This is a genomic window from Nostoc sphaeroides, from assembly GCF_003443655.1.
Classification (GTDB): domain Bacteria; phylum Cyanobacteriota; class Cyanobacteriia; order Cyanobacteriales; family Nostocaceae; genus Nostoc; species Nostoc sphaeroides.
Map to the genome: position 1 here is coordinate 5,589,954 of NZ_CP031941.1, position 21,451 is coordinate 5,611,404.

Annotated in this window: 20 protein-coding genes and 2 pseudogenes; 7 read left to right on the forward strand and 15 right to left on the reverse strand. The window is 39.6% G+C overall.

The window, feature by feature from the left end:
• The first annotated feature begins 228 nt into the window (after window positions 1–228).
• The gene (locus D1367_RS24990; protein WP_118169094.1) at window positions 229–1,833 is read left to right on the forward strand and encodes an NAD(P)H-quinone oxidoreductase subunit N; all 1,605 of its coding nucleotides are present in this window, start codon (window positions 229–231) and stop codon (window positions 1,831–1,833) included.
• Between the two features lie 599 nt (window positions 1,834–2,432).
• Here D1367_RS24990 and D1367_RS24995 read toward each other — a convergent pair.
• From D1367_RS24995 to D1367_RS31280, 7 genes are all read right to left on the reverse strand, one after another.
• Window positions 2,433–3,809: an ATP-binding protein gene (locus D1367_RS24995; RefSeq protein ID WP_118169096.1), complete on the reverse strand. Its 1,377-nt coding sequence runs from the start codon at window positions 3,807–3,809 to the stop codon at window positions 2,433–2,435.
• Window positions 3,810–3,893: 84 nt separating this feature from the next.
• Window positions 3,894–4,436 carry a methanogen output domain 1-containing protein gene (locus D1367_RS25000; RefSeq protein ID WP_118169098.1) on the reverse strand — a complete coding sequence of 181 codons (543 nt, stop codon included), beginning with the start codon at window positions 4,434–4,436 and terminating at the stop codon, window positions 3,894–3,896.
• A 121-nt stretch (window positions 4,437–4,557) separates the two neighbouring features.
• Entirely contained in the window at window positions 4,558–5,601 is a 1,044-nt protein-coding gene (locus D1367_RS25005) for a sensor histidine kinase (RefSeq protein ID WP_118169100.1), read from the reverse strand.
• Window positions 5,602–5,607: 6 nt separating this feature from the next.
• A complete protein-coding gene (locus tag D1367_RS25010; RefSeq protein ID WP_118169102.1) occupies window positions 5,608–6,759 on the reverse strand; it encodes an FIST signal transduction protein in 1,152 nt (383 codons plus the stop codon).
• 38 nt (window positions 6,760–6,797) lie between these two features.
• A complete protein-coding gene (locus D1367_RS25015) occupies window positions 6,798–8,117 on the reverse strand; it encodes a hybrid sensor histidine kinase/response regulator (RefSeq protein WP_118169105.1) in 1,320 nt (439 codons plus the stop codon).
• A 965-nt stretch (window positions 8,118–9,082) separates the two neighbouring features.
• The gene (locus tag D1367_RS25025) at window positions 9,083–9,736 is read right to left on the reverse strand and encodes a response regulator (protein WP_118171650.1); all 654 of its coding nucleotides are present in this window, start codon (window positions 9,734–9,736) and stop codon (window positions 9,083–9,085) included.
• Between the two features lie 186 nt (window positions 9,737–9,922).
• Window positions 9,923–10,126 (reverse strand): hypothetical protein, encoded by a 204-nt coding sequence (locus D1367_RS31280; RefSeq protein ID WP_181984954.1) that lies wholly within the window; start codon window positions 10,124–10,126, stop codon window positions 9,923–9,925.
• A gap of 105 nt (window positions 10,127–10,231) precedes the next feature.
• Between D1367_RS31280 and lipA the strand changes: the two are divergent.
• Together lipA and psaX are read left to right on the forward strand one after the other, a co-directional pair.
• Window positions 10,232–11,168: pseudogene (lipA, locus tag D1367_RS25030) on the forward strand (lipoyl synthase).
• A 183-nt stretch (window positions 11,169–11,351) separates the two neighbouring features.
• On the forward strand, window positions 11,352–11,489 hold the full coding sequence (gene psaX, locus D1367_RS25035) for a photosystem I protein PsaX (RefSeq protein WP_118169108.1): 138 nt from the start codon (window positions 11,352–11,354) through the stop codon (window positions 11,487–11,489).
• A 20-nt stretch (window positions 11,490–11,509) separates the two neighbouring features.
• Here psaX and D1367_RS25040 read toward each other — a convergent pair whose 3' ends face one another.
• Window positions 11,510–12,376: a branched-chain amino acid ABC transporter permease gene (locus D1367_RS25040; RefSeq protein WP_118169110.1), complete on the reverse strand. Its 867-nt coding sequence runs from the start codon at window positions 12,374–12,376 to the stop codon at window positions 11,510–11,512.
• A gap of 205 nt (window positions 12,377–12,581) precedes the next feature.
• On the opposite strand from D1367_RS25040, the gene hrmK reads away from it, so the two are divergent.
• The gene (gene hrmK, locus D1367_RS25045; RefSeq protein ID WP_118169112.1) at window positions 12,582–14,399 is read left to right on the forward strand and encodes a hybrid histidine kinase/response regulator HrmK; all 1,818 of its coding nucleotides are present in this window, start codon (window positions 12,582–12,584) and stop codon (window positions 14,397–14,399) included.
• Window positions 14,400–14,536: 137 nt separating this feature from the next.
• Window positions 14,537–15,361: an ATP-dependent sacrificial sulfur transferase LarE gene (gene larE, locus D1367_RS25050; protein ID WP_118169114.1), complete on the forward strand. Its 825-nt coding sequence runs from the start codon at window positions 14,537–14,539 to the stop codon at window positions 15,359–15,361.
• A 59-nt stretch (window positions 15,362–15,420) separates the two neighbouring features.
• Here the strand turns inward: larE and D1367_RS25055 are convergent, their stop codons facing one another.
• Entirely contained in the window at window positions 15,421–16,476 is a 1,056-nt protein-coding gene (locus D1367_RS25055; protein ID WP_118169116.1) for an SGNH/GDSL hydrolase family protein, read from the reverse strand.
• Window positions 16,477–17,067: 591 nt separating this feature from the next.
• On the opposite strand from D1367_RS25055, the gene D1367_RS25060 reads away from it, so the two are divergent.
• The gene (locus D1367_RS25060; protein ID WP_100899890.1) at window positions 17,068–17,280 is read left to right on the forward strand and encodes a hypothetical protein; all 213 of its coding nucleotides are present in this window, start codon (window positions 17,068–17,070) and stop codon (window positions 17,278–17,280) included.
• A 68-nt stretch (window positions 17,281–17,348) separates the two neighbouring features.
• On the opposite strand, the pseudogene D1367_RS25065 reads toward D1367_RS25060, so the two are convergent.
• From D1367_RS25065 to D1367_RS25090, 6 genes and pseudogenes are all read right to left on the reverse strand, one after another.
• Window positions 17,349–17,699 (reverse strand): annotated as a pseudogene (locus D1367_RS25065) (DNA methyltransferase); the annotation flags it as partial.
• Window positions 17,700–17,775: 76 nt separating this feature from the next.
• Complete coding sequence (locus D1367_RS25070) at window positions 17,776–18,135, reverse strand: DUF5615 family PIN-like protein (RefSeq protein ID WP_181984955.1); 360 nt, start codon at window positions 18,133–18,135, stop codon at window positions 17,776–17,778.
• Window positions 18,136–18,140: 5 nt separating this feature from the next.
• Window positions 18,141–18,371: a DUF433 domain-containing protein gene (locus D1367_RS25075; RefSeq protein ID WP_118169120.1), complete on the reverse strand. Its 231-nt coding sequence runs from the start codon at window positions 18,369–18,371 to the stop codon at window positions 18,141–18,143.
• A 70-nt stretch (window positions 18,372–18,441) separates the two neighbouring features.
• On the reverse strand, window positions 18,442–18,648 hold the full coding sequence (locus D1367_RS31900; protein WP_118169122.1) for a hypothetical protein: 207 nt from the start codon (window positions 18,646–18,648) through the stop codon (window positions 18,442–18,444).
• 236 nt (window positions 18,649–18,884) lie between these two features.
• Entirely contained in the window at window positions 18,885–19,358 is a 474-nt protein-coding gene (locus D1367_RS25085; RefSeq protein WP_118169124.1) for a DUF7689 domain-containing protein, read from the reverse strand.
• Window positions 19,352–19,663 carry a hypothetical protein gene (locus tag D1367_RS25090; RefSeq protein ID WP_118169126.1) on the reverse strand — a complete coding sequence of 104 codons (312 nt, stop codon included), beginning with the start codon at window positions 19,661–19,663 and terminating at the stop codon, window positions 19,352–19,354. Before D1367_RS25090 ends, D1367_RS25085 begins: the two co-directional genes overlap by 7 nt.
• Window positions 19,664–19,870: 207 nt before the next feature.
• On the opposite strand from D1367_RS25090, the gene D1367_RS25095 reads away from it, so the two are divergent.
• Complete coding sequence (locus D1367_RS25095) at window positions 19,871–21,403, forward strand: hypothetical protein (RefSeq protein ID WP_118169128.1); 1,533 nt, start codon at window positions 19,871–19,873, stop codon at window positions 21,401–21,403.
• The last annotated feature ends 48 nt before the right edge of the window (window positions 21,404–21,451 follow it).

Below are 21,451 nucleotides of genomic sequence, written 5' to 3' on the forward strand. Positions count from 1 at the left end.
TTTTAATTACGAATTATTTGGTGACGCGTGAAAAACGAGGTACGAAAGCTGTTAGGTAAATTCCTCGATACTGAGAAAGCTGCTGGTAAGCCAGTGAAATTGGTGCGATCGCCATCTGCACCCAAGCTGTTAAGCTCTTGTTAAAAGAGCTAGTCTGGGGATTAGAAAACTTGCTAGAGTGAACGTAGAGTTAGCCTTAATGTCTAATCCCCAAAACCTATACATCTCATGGATTTTGCTAATATTGCATCCCAGCTAAACGCTGGAACGATTTTGCCAGAGGGGATTGTTATTCTCACCCTCTTGGGGGTTTTGATTGTTGATTTGATTTTGGGGCGTACATCCGCACGCTGGATTGGATATCTAGCGATCGCAGGTTTATTTACTTCGATTGTCGCCCTATATTTTCAATGGGACGCTCCTAATCCCATCGGTTTTACCGGTAGCTTTAACGGTGATGACCTGAGTATCGTCTTTCGCGGTATTATCGCCTTGTCTGCGATCGCCACTATACTGATGTCAATTCGCTACGTTGAGCAAAGCGGCACTCCTTTAGCTGAATTCATCGCTATTTTGCTGAGTGCTACTTTGGGAGGCATGTTTTTATCCGGGGCTAGTGAGTTGGTGATGATTTTCATCTCCCTAGAAACCCTGAGTATTTCCTCTTACTTGTTAACAGGTTATACCAAGCGTGACCCCCGCTCCAATGAAGCGGCGCTGAAATACTTGTTAATTGGCGCTTCCAGTACAGCAGTATTTTTGTACGGTGTATCACTGCTGTATGGACTATCTGGAGGACAAACTGAACTAAGTGCGATCGCTACTGGCATTGCCACAGCTAAAGTCGGTCAATCTTTAGGTTTAGTGATTGCGCTGGTTTTTGCGATCGCAGGTATTGGCTTCAAAATCTCCGCCGCACCCTTCCACCAGTGGACACCAGACGTTTACGAAGGCGCTCCCACCCCAGTCATCGCCTTTTTATCTGTCGGTTCCAAAGCAGCTGGGTTTGCCCTAGCCATCCGCTTGCTGACAACAGCCTTCCCCCTTGTTGCTGAAGAGTGGAGGTTTGTCTTCACTGCTCTGGCCGTTCTGAGTATGATCTTGGGTAACGTAGTCGCCCTAGCCCAAACCAGTATGAAACGGATGCTAGCTTATTCATCCATTGCCCAAGCTGGGTTTGTGATGATTGGCTTGATTGCTGGTACACAGGCGGGCTATGCCAGTATGATATTTTACCTACTGGTTTACCTGTTCATGAACCTGTGCGGCTTTACCTGCATCATCCTGTTCTCACTGCGGACGGGAACCGACCAGATTGCTGAGTACTCTGGTTTATATCAAAAAGACCCACTCTTAACACTGGGGTTGAGTATCTCCCTGCTTTCCTTGGGTGGTATTCCACCATTAGCTGGGTTTTTCGGCAAGATTTACTTATTCTGGGCTGGTTGGCAAGCAGGTCTTTATTGGTTAGTCTTGCTGGGCTTAGTTACCACCGTCGTCTCCATCTACTACTACATTCGCGTAGTTAAGATGATGGTAGTCAAAGAACCCCATGAAATGTCCGACTCGGTGAAGAATTATCCCCAAGTGCGTTGGGATTTGCCTGGGCTAAGACCTTTGCAGGTCGGGTTGGTGGTAACATTAATTGCCACTTCCATAGCAGGGATATTGTCAAATCCACTGTTTACATTGGCGAACAATTCTATCTCCAATACCCCCATTTTGCAAGCAACAATCAACACTAATGTAAAAGCAGAAAATCCACTGCTTTTACCGAAGTTAGATGCGGTTAGTCAGTCTCAACCCTCAGTTGATTCTACCGCTAAGATTTAACCGAGTCTCAACCAAACTTTGTATTTAAAGAAACGCCTGTTTGCTCATTAGCACACAGGCGTTTGTTATATTTTTTAATAAAGCCTGATTAAATACTTGTGAATCTGGTTCAGTTAAGGCTAAAACTCTGTTATCCAACAATACAGTTCAGTTAAGCATTTATTTATTCTCTCAGTGTCCTCTGCGCCTCTGTGGTTCGTTAAAAAACTTGACTCTGCCAAAAGGTTTTAGCCTTAACTGAACAGTATTGTGTTATCCAAGTCAATTTTTTAACGAACCGCCAAGACGCAGAGGACGCAGAGAGAAGAAAGAGAAGGAAAAAATTGCTTAACTGAACTGTATTGGATTAAATACTTGTGAATCCGGTTCGGATAAGATCCCCCCGCCTGTAGCGACCCCCGATCAATTGGGGGTAAAGGAGGAAATTAGTCCCCCAATTGATCGGGGGGTTGGGGGGATCTTCGCAGGGTAAACAAGCTAACCGAACTGTATTGAAATAGTTGTAATCATAATCTTGTTGCTAACTAATTATTTAGGATTGCTATATTAATAATAGATAGTGATTATATTGATTTTTGCAAAAAATACTAAATTAGTAATTAAATTTCATGAGATTGAGCTACAGGTATCCTAATTATAAATTCTGCACCTTTTTTTGGAACAGAAAAACAGCTAATTTGTCCCTGATGTTTTTCAACTATAATTTGATAGCTTATAAATAATCCTAGTCCAGTACCTTTACCCACATCTTTAGTGGTAAAAAACGGATCAAAAAGCTTTGAGTGAAATTCTTCATTTATCCCCAAACCGTTATCAGCAATACTAACCATTATCCATTTTTCATCGATTACCTCAGTTTTAATTTCAATTTGGGGATTATTCGTAGCTTGTGGATTGACTTCTGACCACTGACCATTGACAGCCGATGCTTCCAGCGCATCGATCGCATTAACAATAATATTCATAAACACTTGGTTAAGTTGACCAGGATAGCAAGTTACATTGGGTAATTGACTATATTTTTTGATGATTTTGATTTCTGGGTACTCATGCCTAGCTTGCAGCCGATGTTCCAAAATCATTAAAGTATTATCAATTCCTTCATGGATATTGACTTGCTTAAGTTCTGCTTCATCAAGTCTCGAAAAATTACGTAGGGATTTAACAATTTCCTGAATGCGCTCTGTTCCTACTTGCATTGAGTGGAAGAGTTGAGTTATGTCTTGAATCAGAAAATCTAAGTCTATTTCTTCTATATGCTCTTGGATTTCTGGAGGAGTATTTGGACAAAGATGTTGATAAATTTGCACCAATTTTAGTAAATCTTGAGTGTATTCATGGGCGTGGTGAAGGTTTCCATGAATAAAACTGACGGGGTTATTAATTTCATGGGCAATACCAGCGACCATCTGTCCTAAACTAGACATTTTCTCAGCTTGGATAAGCTGAGTTTGGGTAAGTTTTAGTTCATTTAGTGTTTCTTGTAAAGCAGCTGTACGTTCCTCAACTCGAATTTCTAGCTCTTGATTCATTTTCTTGAGCGCTTCCTCTGCCTGTTTACGTCTCTGAACTTCTTTTGCTAATTCATCAATTTTTTGGTTCAAAATAATGAAATTACCGGTGGCTAAAGTTCTATTTTCCAAGCGTAAGAGAATTAAAGCTGAAGATTCAGGAGACCAAGGTTGAATAACGGCTCCTTGGCTACGACATATTAAGGTTTGTCCATCATTCTTTCGTAAAGTCAAGGAGCCAATAACCATTGCCCTGCTACTTGAACAAGCTTGCAGGTACTTTACAACATCATTAGCAGACTCAGTTACAAATTCAAAGAGCGTTTTTTGCCGCATTTGCTGACGCCGTAACCCCAGCATATCTGCTGCTGGTTGATTGGTAGCCAACAACTGACCATCACTACTTACTAGGAGTAAAGATTCTGGTAAAACTCTAGCAAATTCAATAAATTGTTCAGGAGTCATGGGGCTTTCAATTTCAGGGTTCGACTCTACTTTACATATCTGCACTCAAGCTTGTATCTTGGGGTTGGTTTGGTGGTGAAGGCTTTACACAGATTCTAGTCCCCTAAAGTATTCTCGGCCTTCTGCATCTTCTGCCTCTTCTGTAAGTTTTAAGTAAATAATAACTTTACATCCAGAAGCACCCTGTGCTATGGTTTCTTGCAATTCTACTTTCGCATATCCCAGATTATTAGCTGCGATCGTTCCAAAAACGTTTGAAGTCATCATACACATGGCAGGGCGATTAACCACTTTTTCCGCAAATGGGCAGACACGGTTGCCAAAGATAATTTTTTCATCATCCTGCTCAATGACATAAAAATCGCCTTGGATTCGTCTTTTTAAATCAATCAAGACATCAGCTACCTGCTGACGCGAAAGATTTGAGACTTCCAGAGCAGATTTGTAATCTTGGTTTAGCTGCCTAGCCATCCTTTCACCAACTACACTAATAAATCCAGAAGCTTCTTCTAACCCAACTACGTCCTGCAAAGTACCAGATAATTCTCTGATTAATGTACGTAAAAATATATCCCGTTCTAAAGAAAGATTAAGCGTAGCCATTGAGTGGTTAAGTGCATTAGTCATAAATTTTGAAGACACAATGAAAGGAACTACAGTTCTAGAGTTCCCCAAAATACATCTAAAGTAACTGCTTAATCTCTTTATAGTTTGCTATTTTTCATAAATAATTGGTATATTTGCTATTTTAATAAATTGGAATGGTGATTATAAACTCAGAACCTTCCCCTAACACAGAATTCACTTTAAAAGTTCCTCTATGTTTTTGGATAATTATTTGATAGGCGATTGATAATCCTAATCCTGTCCCTTTTCCCACAGGTTTGGTTGTGAATAAATGCTCAAACATTTTTTGCTGGACATCAGCCGATATTCCTACACCATTATCTTGAATCCGAATCAATACGTGATTTATATCTTCAATTAGGGCAGTATGAATTGTAATTTGATTGGGATTTGCCTTGATTTTATCAAAACTCAGTCCAGAGTTAGACTCTTCTACAGCATCAATAGCATTTGCCAATAAATTCATAAATACCTGATTCAGTTGTCCTGGAAAACATTTTATTAAAGGAAATTCGCCGTAATCTTTAACTACTTGAATATCAGGACGAATCTTATTAGCTTTCAAACGGTGCTTGAGAATCATAAGAGTGCTATCAATACCTTCATGAATGTTAAAAAGAAGTTTTTGCTCTGTATCTGCTCTAGAAAAAATTCGCAAGCTATCGCTAATGCTACAAATACGATCTGTGCCTTCTTTCATCGATGAAATTAGTTTAGGTAAATCCTCGCGGATATATTCAAGTTCAATGACTTCGATTGTTTTTTGAATTTGCTGAGATGCTTTGGGATAGGTCTGCTGATAAAGGTTTATCAGATGTAACAAATTCTCAATATACTCTTGAGCCGGAGTCAGATTACCTGCTATAAAGCTAACTGGGTTGTTAATTTCATGAGCTACATCTGCAACAAGATTTCCCAAACTAGACATCTTATTCTGCATTATCTGAAGATTAAGAAGCATCATTTCTAACTCCTGGCTTCTTTCTTCTAAGCTATTTTGATATTCCTTTAATTCCTCAATTACTGTCCTCAGCAAAGATTCTTTTTTTTTATTTATATCTTCAAGTTTTATCCGGTCTGATTCAGAACGCTCCAATTGTTTTTGGATAATTCTCTTGGCTTTTTTTAGTTCCTTAATTTCTCGTTGATAATCCCCAATTTCCATTAGATTCTACCGATTTCCCAAAATTAAAGTTACAAAAGTTTCATTGTGAAATTGCGTCTGGTTAGTTCGAGCTATAGGAGCAATTTCTCCATAAGAATAAAATCCACAGGCAGGTAAATAGCCAGTCAGACAAAGTTTCGTATTCTGGTACTCTTCTTGTGCCCTTGTACCAAGTATTTGCCGACGAGCTACACATGAAAAGAACAACACAGCACTTGGTTCTGTACCTGGATAATTATCCAAAGCATTCATAAATGATGCTTTGGAAGCTGCCAAAATATCTTCATAAGCTGCTTCGGAAATTTGAATAACTGCTTGATCGGGAATATCTCCAAAAAAGGTTATGCTACCAGATTCTTGATTGTAACTAATAGGCGCTCTGATATAAAAATTTTCTCCATTTTGATCAAACACTGCTAGCGGATATTCCATTGAAGGAGGAAGCAAACCTAGATAATGATGATAAAAATCTAAAGCTGGCTTACCATCTATTTCATAGAGAATGTTCTTATCTACTTTAGTTACTTTGCTTGTTTGACCGATGGGATGCCAACCACTTGCAACAGCGTGGGAAAACAATATTGTGCCGGAAAAAATTAGAATTGGTACAGAATCACTTAATACTTCTGTTTGAAAAAATTGATATGTATTTTGATATCTTGACTGATCGCCTGCTAAACCACCAAATATTGGCATATCTTGTCCAAGAGCTAGTTTTAAGCCATTTAATATAGACACACCACTAGTTGTGAGGCTCTCTGGATGAGTTAAACATAGCTTTGGATCTGCGGTACTTTTTGCTTTGGCTTCCTCCACAGCTTGTTTAGTTGCAGTAATTGGATCGTCTGAAACTTTGCGTCCAACTCCTGCATAAATTTCAACTTCGTCTGAGCAAAATAACATCAAGGTGATTGAGTCTTGCTGAAACTCTAAGACTGAAGAAATTTCTCCATCTGTTGTTCCACCAATTAACTCAATCCCCGAAAAAGCCTGATGAATTTGCTGCAAAATCAGCGAATGTTCAAAGTCAATTGCAGCAAAAAGAATTCCAGCTTTTGGTATATCTCCTGCAAGAAAACTTACACATTGCTGAATAACTTCTTCAACTGCTGATAGAGAATCTGGATCGTTACTGTGACCGACTACTGCCTTAAACATAAATTTATCTATATGGAGAATTATTTTTGCTATGATTTTCAAACGGGAAGCTTAATGATGAACTCTGAACCTTGTTCTGGTGCTGAATTTACTTCCAGAGTTCCTCCGTGTTTCTCGACAACAATTTGACGAGCAATTGATAACCCTAATCCTGTGCCTTGACCCACAGGTTTGGTGGTGAATAAATGGTCAAAGATTTTTTGTTGAACATCAGGTGACATTCCCACGCCATTATCTTTAATCCGAATCAAAATATGTTTTTTGTTTTCAGTGAGGCTAGTTTGAATCAAAACTTGATTGGGATTTGCTTCAATTTCAATATAGGTGTGCCCTACATTAGACTCCTCTAAAGCATCAATAGCGTTAGCTAATAAATTCATAAATACCTGATTTAGTTGTCCGATAAAGCATTCTATTTCTGGCAAATTACCGTAATCTCTAATTACCTGAATATCGGGACGATCTTCGGATGCTTTTAAGCGATGTTTGAGAATCATGATTGTGCTGTCAATGCCATCATGAATGTTGCAATAAACTTTTATCGAGCTATCTGCGCGAGAAAAGGTTCTCAGACTAGTACTAATGTTGCGAATGCGCTGAACACCCTCTTTCATTGAGGAAATTAAATTAGGTAGATCGGCAAGCATATACTTCAAATCTATCGCTGCAATTTCTTTTTGAATTTCTGGAACCGGATTAGGATAATGCTGCTGATAGAGGTTAATGATCTTGCTCATGTCTTGGAAATATGCTGAAGCGTGTCCGAGATTGCCATGAATGAAACCAACTGGATTATTAATTTCATGAGCAACTCCTGCTACTAATTGACCAAGGGCAGACATTTTTTCTGTCTGTACAAGCTGAACTTGAGACTCTTGTAAGTCTTTTAATGCCCTAGACAAGGCTGCTGTCCTTTCTGCAACTCGTTTTTCTAAAGTTTTTGTGAGATTTCGTAATTGAATATGGGTTTTAATTCTAGCTAATAATTCTTCTTCATGAAAGGGCTTAGTGATGTAATCAACTGCCCCGATATTTAGACCTTTTACCTTACTCTCAGTATCAGAATTCGCCGTCATAAAAATTACTGGAATATCACAAGTATCGGAGTTGTATTTCAGCCTTTTACAGGTTTCAAACCCATCTATTCCCGGCATCATTACATCTAATAGAATCAAATCAGGGGGTCTAGATTCAACTTGCTTAATTGCACTTTCTCCATTATTTTCTGTAATAACTTTAAAACCTATGTTAGTTAATATGTTAAATACAATTTCTAAATTTGTAGTAGTATCATCTACCACTAAAATTAAACTATCTTCTGGTAAATCAAAGGTTTTTATATCAGTTTTGTAATTCATGTCTTTAAATTAATTTAACTCCTTGTTAATTATTCACTATTGGCCCGGCGATCGCAGCTAAGTTACCTTTGTTTTATTGGCAGACTGACTGACAAATTTCTAGCCTAATAATCCTATAGTTCCCAAAAACTCTGAGAACAGCAACATTCTCAGACTAAATTCCTCTATGCGACCACGGAGGCGAATTGACAATAAATCCCAAATATGGATAAGTTTAAAAACTCCATTTTTTGTAAGCGCACAGCATTGCTCATTGGTGTCAACTTAAGCAAAAACTCTTTTAAAACCCAATACGGTTCAGTTAAGGAAAATTGTAGGTTGGGTTGAGCGACAGCGAAACCCAACAAACCCGCCAAATGTTGGGTTTCGTTCCTCAACCCAACCTACGTGTATCAAGGTTTTTGGCTTTAACTGAACCGTATTGTTTTAAAACCTCGTTTTCAGCCAGAGTCGGGAAATGCTGCTCCTAGCGGCTCTGCCGCCAGTAACAGAGGCGGCAGAGAGAGCCGCTAGGATGGCATTCCCAGTCGGAGACTGGGAACGAGGTGCGAGGTAAGAAATAATCTCTACAAGGTTGTTTTAGACTGGCTTTCACGTTAAATTGACACCAATGAGCAATGCGCTGTGCCCATACAGCATGGTCTATTTACGGATCGCAGGATATTAAGAAAAAAGCCTGCCGTTCTCTTTCGATTAAGAGCAAACTGCGGCAGGTTTAGTGGGTATTTGGCTGCTTTTCTAGACTGTCAACCTCTTCTTTTGCGAAGACGCTGTGTTTCGACTCCGCTTAACATAAATTCGCGTTCGGGAAATTCAAAATTCAAAATTTATAGAGGTGCAGATAATTGCTAGTTATTTTTTCCTGCTTTTGAATTTTGTGGTCAACGATGATTTGTCAACATAAGTATTTTTGTACTAACTATTTTTACCCGCTTTGGCTGCGATAATAATAATGAGTACAAATGCTACTTGATTTTTTGTTTAATAAAGGTCACAACCTGAGTTAGCTGTTTCTTCAAGCCATCGATTTCAGCTTGCATTTTGACAATTTTCTCATTCAATGCATTAATTTCTGCGTTGGAGGCTTCCCTGGTAGTTGGAGTTGCGTTGCTTGCCGCCGTAGGCATCGCAGTATTTGCGACGCTAGGGGCTGCTACCGTAGCAGTGGCTACACTAGAAGTTGCAACTGTGCCATTTTTGACAGCGACTCCTGCTCCTACTGGCACTAGTTCTGGGCGTGGCAGTTTCGCCTTGGTCATAGCTAACTTAATTGCGTTAATTAGTTGCTTCTGATCAAAAGGCTTACCCAGAAATTCAAAGTATTCAAAGGGTTCTGTGATTTTCTCAGTCACCTCTTCTTTGCGGCCAGACATGATCACCAAAGGAATTTTCCTTAATTCCGGATCGGCTTGGACTTTCTGGAAAACCTCCCAGCCACTCATTTTAGGCAACAGGAAATCCAGCATAATCAGGCTGAGTTTTTCTTGAAGAATGAAATTTAGTCCTTCTAAACCGTCTTTTGCTTCCAGTACCTCAAAATTGCCCGGAGGCAACATTTCTCGTACTTTTACCCTGACAACTGTAGTGTCATCGATAACTAAAATTTTGTTGCTTGCCACGACTGTTTGCTCTAACAGAAACTTTAAGTGTAAATAGCGGCTTTGCCGATTGTCATTGAGAATTCCCCCACTATATACAAAATTTTTAGCAATTGGGGGATAGTATATTTCGGTATAAATGACATTGCTAGAGGTGTTTAGCAAAACTTTTGCTTGTGCTATTTTCAATTTGTGTCATCGTTATATTTAAGGCTTTAGCTCTGTTCTAGGGCATAAGGGACATGGTGACACCGAGAGATAGTGCATCGGTGAGAGCATCCGCGCGTCTATTCTTAAGCTGTTACGCAAATAACGTTGTACATTTACCTGATGACTGTTGACGGTTGACTGATGACCGATAACCTTTACCTGATGACTGTTGACGGTTGACTGATGACCGACAACCGTCAACTGTCAACGATTATAAAGAATGTTTATATAATTTAGACGCATATCAGCTTATCTATCATTTGTTAATTAACAGACCATCTATATCCGTATCTTGCTTAGATGTCTATGATTTCATCACAACGAGCCGAACTAAAGTCTGAAATTACGGCAATGCCTAGCTGGTTACGTCGTCCTATTGGCAAAGCCAGTGAAATCTCTACCGTACAACGCATTATTAAGCAGCGCCAAATTCACACAATTTGCGAAGAAGGGCGCTGTCCCAATCGGGGGGAGTGCTATGCCCAAAAAACTGCAACTTTCTTACTAATGGGGCCTACCTGCACACGCTCTTGTGCTTTCTGTCAAGTAGATAAAGGTCATGCACCGATGCCTCTTGATTTAGAAGAACCCCAAAAGGTAGCCCAGGCGGTGCAGCTTTTAGGATTGCGTTATGTGGTGCTGACCTCTGTAGCCCGTGATGACTTGCCCGATCAGGGCGCAGGGCATTTTGTGGAGACGATCGCAACTATCCGCCAGTTGAACCCAGAGACTCAAATTGAAGTGCTGACTCCCGATTTATGGGGTGGTGCTGGTGTTGGGGAATCAGGTCAACGCCAGCGAATTGCCATGATTGTAAAAGCCAAACCAGCTTGTTTTAATCACAATATTGAGACAGTGAAACGGTTAACCGGGCCAGTGCGCCGAGGAGCCAAATACGATCGCTCCCTCTCAGTACTAGCTATGGTCAAAGAAATCGATTCGACAATTCCCACCAAATCAGGTTTGATGCTGGGACACGGAGAAACACTTGATGAAGTCGTTGAAGCAATGGCTGATCTAAGGGATGTGGGGTGCGATTCGCTTGACTATTGGGCAGTATATGCGTCCTTCTTTAGAACATCTGCCAGTCCAAAAATATTGGACTCCAGAGGAATTTGAGCAACTCGGCAGATTAGCATGGGAAATGGGATTCAACCATGTTCGTTCTGGGCCTCTGGTTCGCAGTTCCTATCATGCTGGAGAGGAGGGAGTGGGGAGTGGGGAGTCGGGAGTCGGGGGATGAGGGGGATGAGGGGGATGAGGCAGGGGAAGAAATAACCAATGCCCCATACCCAGTCCCCACTCCCCATTCCCCACTCCCCATTCCCCAATTCTTAACTTCACACAAATATTCTTAAAGAATTTGAATATTTGGTACACCAGTTTGGTATTTCTTAAAAAGTCCTGACATTAGGAGAATCGCATTATGACTGCTAAAAGCAAAGATTTACCAGTTGCCGATAGTGGAGCTAAACCTCCCTACGCCTATCGCACAGGCTGGGCACTGTTATTGTTAGCTATCAATTTTCTGGTAGCAGCCTACTATTTCCACATTATTGAGTAGTTAGAAGTGGGTGGTGCTGCTCAAATCGTTCCTTTGAATAAACCTTTGGGACGAATGAGCAGCACCAAAATCATGATTAACAGTGCTACACCCTGTTTATACTGTGAACCCAGCCAAGGGGTGCTGATTTCCTGGACGATGCCAATGATAAAAGCTGCTGCGATCGCACCGTAAGGGTTGCCAATCCCACCAAGAATTACTGAGGCAAATAATGGTAAAATCAAAAACCATCCCATATTCGGGCGCACGGCTGTAATCAACCCATACATACTGCCGCCCAAGGACGTAAGACTACCAGCAATTACCCAAGTCCATAAAATCACTCGATCAACATTAATACCTGAAACCCTGGCTAAGTCCAAATCGTCAGCAACTGCTCGCATCGCTTTACCAATTTTGGTATTTTGCAGCAGGTAATGCAGCGCCAAAATTGCTAGCACCGCCAACCCCAATACTAATAATTGATTTTGCGGCACCTTTAAACCCAAAATATCTAAAGCTGGCGTAACAGGTAAATTATAATTTTGGTTCTTGCCACCCCAGATAAAAATAATGCCGTTGCGAAGAAATAAGGCAAGTCCGATAGAAATTATAATCAGCGTAGTGGAAGTAGCACGGATAGAGCGCATTTTTGACCACAGTAACTTTTCCGATAACAGCATGGCTGCTACAGTTCCCCCCGCCCCCAGGATCATCGACAGCCAAATATTGACTCCAATAGTGTTTATCAGCCAGGTTAGATAGGCTCCTAGAGTGAGAAAATCACCATGAGCAAAGTTAGATAGCCGTAAAATTCCGTAAGTAAGAGTTAGTCCAACTGCCGCTAGAGCAATAATGCTCCCCACCGCAATCCCATTAACGATTAGTTGGGCAAATTGTGTATCCATAAGCCTTAAGTTGCTTTAAAAAATTTTAGGTCAGTGGTTTATATAATAATTTTTTTAGAATAGCGGCTAAATTTAACATCATAAGTTATGGTTTATAACAACATAAGTTATGGTTTATAAATAAAAAAGAATTGTCAGTTAATATACATAGAATCCTTTTCGGATTCTGATGCGAAGCTAAACTAGTTTAACGGTCTAGTTGACCATGCAGCAGTACTCAAGCTTACCAGACCACAACTCACAGATAGATGCAAGGCCAAAACCTTTGACAACAATTGAGCAACTTCGCGCCAAGTTGTGGCTGGAGAGCAGCTTGAACCAGTTGCAAAGTCGCCTTAATGATTGCCTGCTTTCTGCTTGTAAAACTGTCCCCCAGGCAGGAGCCGCAGAAGCAGAAATTCTCCAAACTGTGGTTAACGAAATTAACAGTGCTGTCAACAGCAGTAATTTGGCGCTTACAGATTGTGCTGTAGGCATCGCTTTGTTTGAACCACAAGCAATTGCCACAGTTTGCTATGTTTCGTCTTCTCTATCCCCAAACTCACAACCTTTATTTTTAGAATTGCTGACAGCAGAAAAAAAGCTGCTGTTGAGATTGCAAGAGGTGATAGAACTTGAAGATTTGCAGCAGCTTGAGAATCAACAACCACCGAGCGCTTGGCGGTTAGCTGATGATTCTGGCAACGTCATAGGCTGGCTAATTATCGCCGCAGCACCCCTAAACTCAGATCGTGAGTGGCTCATAGAATCATTTTCTCAACTCAGATCGCAATTGATGGCAAGGTCTGCCAAGCATTGTACTACAGCATTGATACAACTTAGACACATTCTATCTTGGCAGCAACGGTATCAAGAGTTAAGTAACTCTAATCAAGAATTGCAGCGCAGCAATCAACTTAAAAATCAGTTTTTGGCAAACACTAGCCACGAAATTCGCACACCGCTTAGTTCTATTATTGGGTTTACCGACTTCCTTTTAACCCCAGGATTTGAACCAACTCAAGAACGCCAGCAAGAGTATTTAAATATCATTCGGTCTAGCGGCAAGCACTTGCTAACTTTGATTAATGATATTTTGGATCTCTCTAAAATTGAAGCAAATCAGATGGAAGTGCAGTGGGAAACAATTGATGTGCCACTGCTGTGTAGCAATGTTTTCGCACTGGTGAAAGAGAAAGCCGCTAATAAGGGTTTGAAACTCCGTCTAAAACTTGACCCCGATATTACAACCCTAGTAGCTGACCCGTTGCGACTCAAGCAAATGCTGTTGAATTTACTCTTCAATGCCCTCAAATTCACCAGCAAAGGCAGTGTTGGCTTAGAGGTTGTTCCCAAAGGTCTATTTGTGTATTTTACAGTTTGGGATACTGGTACTGGCATTTCCCAAGAAGACCAAGCTCAACTGTTTGAACCCTATTTCCAAATTGCCAAGGCTGTCGCTGGTGGTGAAGGTACTGGTTTGGGTTTAGCAGTGACTCGAAAACTCGCCCAAATTCACGGTGGTTCTGTGAAACTGGAATCTGAAGTAAATTGCGGTTCCCGTTTTACCCTTGTACTTCCCTTTAGGCAAGAGGCAGGGGAGGTGGGGGGAGCAGGGGAGGCAGAGGGAGCAAAATACTCCTCATCTCCTTTGCCTTTCATCCCTAGTTCTTCTGTAGATATTTTGCTAGTAGAAAATGACTTACCCAACGCTAATTTGATGCAAATTTATCTGCGTAAATTGGGATATCAGGTTACTTGGGTTAAGAATGCTGCCGAGATGTGGGAAGCTTTAGCACAATTAGACCCAGTGTTGATTTTGATGGATGTTCATCTGGCAGATGGAAATGGTCTTAAGTTAGTACAACAGCTACGAGATAATCAGCAATATCGGACGATTCCGGTAATTGTTCAAACAGCAATGGCAATGAAAGGCGATCGCGAAACTTGTCTAGCATCTGGAGTAAATGACTATATTTCTAAACCAATTGATTTACCACTTTTAGCCAGTCTGATAGCTAAATATAGCAAACCGCCAACCTAAAGCGAAATTTGTTCAGACGGTGTTGCTTGATTTTGCGGCTGTTGATTGACTTTCTGCTGATTTTTTCTCTTGTCACTGCTGCTGTTTTACTAGAATAGAATTTGCAGGGTGCTATAAGGTTTGGGCAGGATTGGGAAATGATGCTAACAGAAAAATTTGAGCAATTAAAAGCCTTATTTCAAGAAATGGAGCAGGCGTTGATTGCCTACTCTGGGGGCGTTGATAGTACTTTGGTTGCCAAAATTGCTTATGATGCGTTGGGCGATCGCGCTTTGGCTGTGACGGCTGTTTCTCCTTCGCTGTTACCAGAAGAGTTGGAAGATGCCAAAATTCAAGCCGCTACTATTGGGATTGGGCATAAAATCGTCCAGACTCACGAGATGGAAAATCCCAATTACACCTCTAACCCGGTTAATCGCTGTTATTTTTGCAAAAGTGAATTGCACGATACTCTCAAACCTTTAGCTTTACAGTTGGGTTATCCCTACGTGGTGGATGGGGTAAATGCCGATGATTTGCATGATTATCGCCCAGGAATTCAGGCGGCGAAAGAGAGAGGGGCGCGATCGCCTTTAGCAGAAGTGGGTGTCACCAAAGTTGAAGTTAGACAACTTTCGCAACAACTCGGTTTACCTTGGTGGGATAAACCTGCTCAACCTTGTTTGAGTTCCCGGTTTCCTTACGGTGAAGAGATTACTGTAGCTAAGTTACAACGAGTTGGTAGAGCCGAAATTTTCTTAAGAAAGCTGGGTTGGCAAAATTTGCGCGTGCGATCAGAAGGAGATACAGCACGCATTGAATTGGCATCAGAACAAATTAAAGAGTTTGTCTTAACTACGGATTTACAGAAAGTAGTTTCTGCATTTCAAGGTTTCGGATTTCTTTACGTAACCCTGGATTTAGAAGGTTATCGCAGTGGGAAGTTAAATCAGGTTTTGAATCGGGAAGCCTTGAGCATCTGAAGACGTTTAATAATAACTTATGGTGATGCGATCGCTCCAAGTCTTCGCAAAGCGATCGCTCATTTCTCACCCTGAGTTAGCTTGTATTCTATCTGCTGTAGTGCCGATCGCCACACATCATAACCCTCTTGAGACAGGTGCAACCCATCTGTGGTCAACTCTGGGCGTAAATTGCCTTCCATATCTGTAAACCAGCTATAAATATTTAGATAATTAGCGCCTTGTTGTTTGGCAATCAGGGTTAGTTGTATGTTGATGTGACGAATGCGGCTATTGGAAATTTTTGCTAGGCGAGTAGGCAAAATTGACTGGACAATGATTTGAGCTTTTGGGTGAGTCTGCCGCAAGCGACGGATAATCCGGCGATAATTACGCAAAATTGTGTCATCACTAGCGCCTTTGCGTAAGTCGTTAATCCCAGCCATGACATAAATTACATCTGGTCGGGTTGCCGAAAATGCCCCCAATCTTTTTAAAACGCCGCTAGAAGTATCTCCAGATATGCCTTGATTCAGCCACAATTTCCCAGCAGGCAGTTTTTCTCTAGGAAACCACATACTCAAAGAATCACCAACTAAGATACTTAGATGATTTGCACCTTGACCTTGAGCGATCGCTCTCGCTTCTAAAGCTAATAAACTTTTCCAGTCATCATAAGTTAATTGACGTTTCTTGATCGACTCCCACAATGATTGCAAACTATCACTATTTACGCGTGTATAAATCTGACCTGTTTTTAGAGCCGCTAATCTTTGGTAGTAAAGTTGATTCCCAGATGTCAGTGAAAGACCAGCTGGTTGGGCGTTGGGGTTGAGTGATGACTCTGTTGGATCTGGTAATCCCTGACCACTGACTTCTGATAAGCTCTTAATGTTTTTCTCACCTGCTGTTGGCTGCAAACTTTTTAGGGGTTGGAACGCTTGGCTGCTGAGTTCTGGTAAGGAGATATCAACGCTATTGATAATTTTTGTACTGACTATTCCCTGAGATCCCTGTTTTAAATCCCACAGGGATCTAGAATTTTCTGGCAGGACAATCGACAAATGTGGAAGAGCCAATGCTGGTATTGCTAATACTGTTAACAAGCCTGCTGCCAACAGATAAGGATCCCTCATCGCTTTGTCTCTCCTCTACTCACTGCTTTTCCATCTCACAGCATTAGTTACCTGTATTCAGGAAAATTTTACTTCGGTTAAGTTATTATTCTTATTTAAACTGTATAGTTCTGTAAAGCGTGTTAACGAGATTATATTTGACAATTCACGATCTCTTTAAATTACGGTTTTCCCGGTGGTATACAAATTTTATTTTTAAGGATATTTATACTGAAAGCCCTATTTTCACAAGCAGACTATTTTTTATAACTCAGTTACCACAAATATTGCAAGTGTGTACGTGCCCTGGACTTAGAACTTATTCTATACATACCTAAGAGGATGTTTAAAAAGTCCTCTGGTCAGTAACAAAACCTTTTAGATCCCCCTAAATCCCCCGATAAATTGGGGGACTTTGATTCTTCCCCCTTTTTTAAGGGGGGTTAGGGGGGATCAACAAGTGCTTAAAATTACAACAAATCACTTTTAAAACATCCTCTAATTTCAAATTAATGTTTACTTATGGAAGTATGAGTTGAAACACATTTAAATTAAGTTTTAACTATACAAAATAAGTTCATGGTAAGTGGTAAGATTTAGGCTTAATCATTAGTGTTTTCCTTTTATTCCGTGGCTAGAGCTAGTACAGCGATTGGTGTGAGTCCCATTATTAAAGAGATTGTGCAAAAACAGGCACATTCGACACGTTTGACCCTGAAAGAAGTTATTCTTATGGGAATGTTAGCGATTGATAAACTAGATGATCAAGGCCGTCAAGAGTTAGCGGATCAAGTTCATCAAATGCAGGTGAATGGAGAAATTTAAGTGGTAGTTATCAGTTATGAGTTATATATTTTAACTCTTTAGTCCTGGCTATTTACTTAATGTGATTATTATGTAAAACGATAACGACTTCCTATTACATAATCCTCGTTAATTTCAAAAGATATCCATCGGCGTTGCAGAGTCTGTGCCACAAACCCGCTTGTGTTAGAACCTGCAAATGGATTTAAAATCATATCAGCTTCATCAGTTAAAAATTTGATGAAGAACTCGGCGAACCCTTGAGGAAAATGTGCTGAATGGGGTCTAATTTCTGCTGCTTTACAGCTTCGTAAATAAGCACTATTCGATTCAGTATTAGCAATTTCTAGTAGATTTGGCGGAATTGCACCTTGGTTATCCTTTTGGAATTTATCCGAAATATCATGTCCACTAGGACGTATTTTAGCCTTATAGCCATTATATTTTTTAACGCAGAGGGACACAGAGGGAAGCGCAAAGTAACGCAGATAGTATATTAACTTTGTATCTATGCTATCACTGCGATCGCCGGATTCGCGTTTGTATGTCGTCTGCTACTACAAGACAACCTTTCAGGGTTTCTAATGGTTGCTCTTGCACAACACGAGACAATATTTCTAGTACTGCCTGACGGCTACGGTTACGCGATCGCAATAGTAGGATACCAGGATGAGTGCCTGGTGGAAAGCGGCGAATATCAGAGAAATCTAAATCAAGGGTGATAAAAAATCGTTCCTCAGCACAAACTTGCTCCCAAACAATTTCATCATCAGCACCAGACAATCCTTCATCAGTCACACGGTCAGCGTTGTAACCAGCTTGTTGCAAAAACTCGACGTGGGTTTGTGCCATGTTCTCGTCGAGTTTTACTGTCATTTTATTCATCGCAATGGCAACAATTCCTCTTCCCTGGTTAATTGGGCTGCATAAGCAATAGCTGCTCTGATATCTTCTAAAGCCAGTGGTGGATACTCTTGAATAATTTCCTCAAATGTCAGTCCCTCAGCAAAGTTATCAAGGATGACTGACACCATAATGCGTGTTCCTTTGATACACGGTTTACCGTGACATACATTTGGGTTTTGAGTAATGCGTTCTTGCCAGTTTGTCATGGTTTTGAGTGCTTGTAATTAAGTTTAATTTTAGGCGTAGGCGTAGCCGGTCGTAGACATCGCTTTCTTTTTAGATAGGTTCTCCATCTTTTAGTGAGTATATGTCTGGTTCATTTTCAAGAAAGTTAAAGGCTCCTCTACTCTGAGCAAGTAGCATTAAATCACGAGTTGAAGGCTCTGATGAATCGAAAAATAGTTTTTCTTCCAAAAGGGAGCGATCTTCATCAGAGAGAGAGAGGATAACTTGTATGAGAGATTCTACGAGTTTAATGTTCATTTTAAGTTATAGGATAAGCTGTTGCGTATTTAATTTGTATATGCGATGCGGGCAAGATGCCCGCACTACAATAATTTTACGTTTTTGCATTATACAATTTAGCTGCACATCAGCTTATTATGCGAATCTTTCATAATTATGACTACTCAGAGCTAAAAATTTATTTTAGGGGATGCCTACGGCGGTAAAATACGCACTTTTAATTAGCCTGGTAATTAGATTGTGCTAAATATTTTCTACACTGGAATGGTTTTTTTTATAATACAGCCTACCTCACCATAACCAGGATTTCCAGTTAGCCCTTGCAAATTATTATGCTCTATATCTTCAAGCGATCCAAGCTTACTTGTCCATTTACCAGTAGGTAGTTGTCTAGCAACGTGAGTTGGTACTTTATTGGAATTAGTATATATCGCTATTTTTTGAAATCCCTCTTCTAAAGCATCACCTTGACAAACTTCATAACCAAGTGTTTCAAATGCCTGTTGAAAAGCCTCTATAGTTTCTTCTCTGGAAATACTCAATGGCCAATAAAATTGATTTTGAATATCTGGCCACCACCATGTTTCATCATCCTCTGCTGCCCAAGCAACACAGTTGTAATCAATTGTATCTGGACTGGTAAGTTTATATCCATAGACAGTGAGGTTAGGATAATCACGCTCAATTTTTTCTCTGACAAACTTAACCCAAGCGTTATTACCTACCACCTGTAGCCTCTTTGCTTACCCCACTCCAACCAAGCTTTAGTCATTTCCTTTACTTTTCCCCTATATTCTTGAGGAACCGGATCTTCTCTGCTGATGGATTTTAATGCCCAAAACCAGTGTCCAGATTTTTTTTCCAGTTCCTTAAGTAAAAGTGGGATTACAGGTTTTCCCATGCCGATAATTTGCTGATATGCAGGGTGCATCGACATTTGGTTAGTAGATGATATCCCAAAAGTTTCTTCACGCCATTGCTTAACAAGAGCTGTAAAGGTAGCTTCTATTTCTGAGATTTGCAGTTCTTCCATATTGCTGCTTATAACTAAGTTAATTTTAGGTGTAGGCGTAACCCGTCGTAGACATCGCTCTTTTGGATAGCATGACAATTCATTTATTAAAATTTGTAAACTTAACTTGTCACTTTACCAAGTTGTTCAGCCATTATAACTAAGTATGTGATGAGAAATAGACTATACATCATACTTTAATTTGATCCAAAATCAAAGGATGATTTCATGAGTGAGTTAGAAAAGCTATTGAGTGACCTACCAAATATTATTGATGAACTGAATTTTAATCTTGGCAATCGAAATCAAATTAAAAATGAAATATTAAGACTAGATAATATTTTAGCAAAGTTAAACGATATTCAAGAAGAAATTGAGTCGGAATTAGGATTTGAAAAAATCAAAAATGTAGCAATGGGAGCGTTACCATTTTTAGGAACAGTGGCAAGCTTTTTTATTCCTGGTGGTTTTTTACTAGATGCAGTCATTACTGGTGGTGCAGGATTGCTTTCAGAAAAATTCGGAGATACAGAAACCGAAATAAATTTAAGTGATTTACAGGAAAAAATATATGAGTGGATTGGATGGGTAAATAATCTTCAAGAAATAGCTGAACATATTTTACATGACTCTGTAATTTTAACTAAAATCAATAATCATCTTTATAAGGAAAGTATAAACAACGAGTTACAAAAAATTGATGAGAAAATAAAGATAAATTTATCGCTTAACAATGGGGATTTGCTAAAACAGCAAATCCATCAAATTACTCAATCTCAAGATGATCTAGTCACATTACAACAAAGGATAAATGACATTTATAATACACTAAAAAATAGTGAGGATATTTATAAAATTATAATTGGCTTATCTAATTTTTATGGTAACTCTGGCTTTGCTTTAGAATGGTTAGATGATGAGCATGGATTAATTATATTTAGTACTGGTCAATTTGAATCACTAGGAGATGTTATAGATAAATGTGAATATATAAAAGCAAAAATTGGAGAGCTAATTTTAAATAGTAATACTATAAGATATCAGGCTGAAGAAGTTTTGCATCGCTTAGAAAATGATCGAAACAGAAAACAAGATTATAAAGATAAGAATACTCTTCAATCCAATCCTAATCAAGAACTAGCTACACATCAACTAAACAAAAAATATATTTTCAAATCATTAATACTTGTAAGTGTATTTAGTACAATATTGCTGTATTTTTTTGATGTCATCAGCAGAGATAAATTACCACAAATTCAGCAAATTATATTAAATAATAATCAGAAAGAAAATCCAATAATTAATGTTCAAGCGGCACAAAAAATTGGTATGGAAGCGTCTTTAATGGTTCAAAATCCTCCTCATTCTCCAGAAGTTTGGAAAAAAGCACAAATTAAATGGCAAGAAGCAATTTCATTATTAGAGAAAATTCCTGAAGGCACATCTGTTTCTGAAGAAGTAAAAAAACAAATATCTACTTATCGTATTAATAATCAATCTATTAGTACAAGGATATTAAATGAGAAGAAAGCAACAGAAAATTTTGAATCTTCCCAAAAGGTAGCGATTGAAGCGTCTTTAATGGTTCAGAATCCTCCTCATATGCCAAAAGTTTGGAAACAAGCAAAATTTAAATGGGAAGCAGCAATCAAGCTATTAGAAAGTATTCCAAAAGATACTTTTGTTTATAAGAAAGCTCAAGAAAAGTTATCTATTTATAAAACTAATTATGCTGTCATCAGTACGCAGGTAGAAGATTAATTTATATGAGATCGAAGAAAAATACAAGAGTGTGCAATCTTGCTCGCC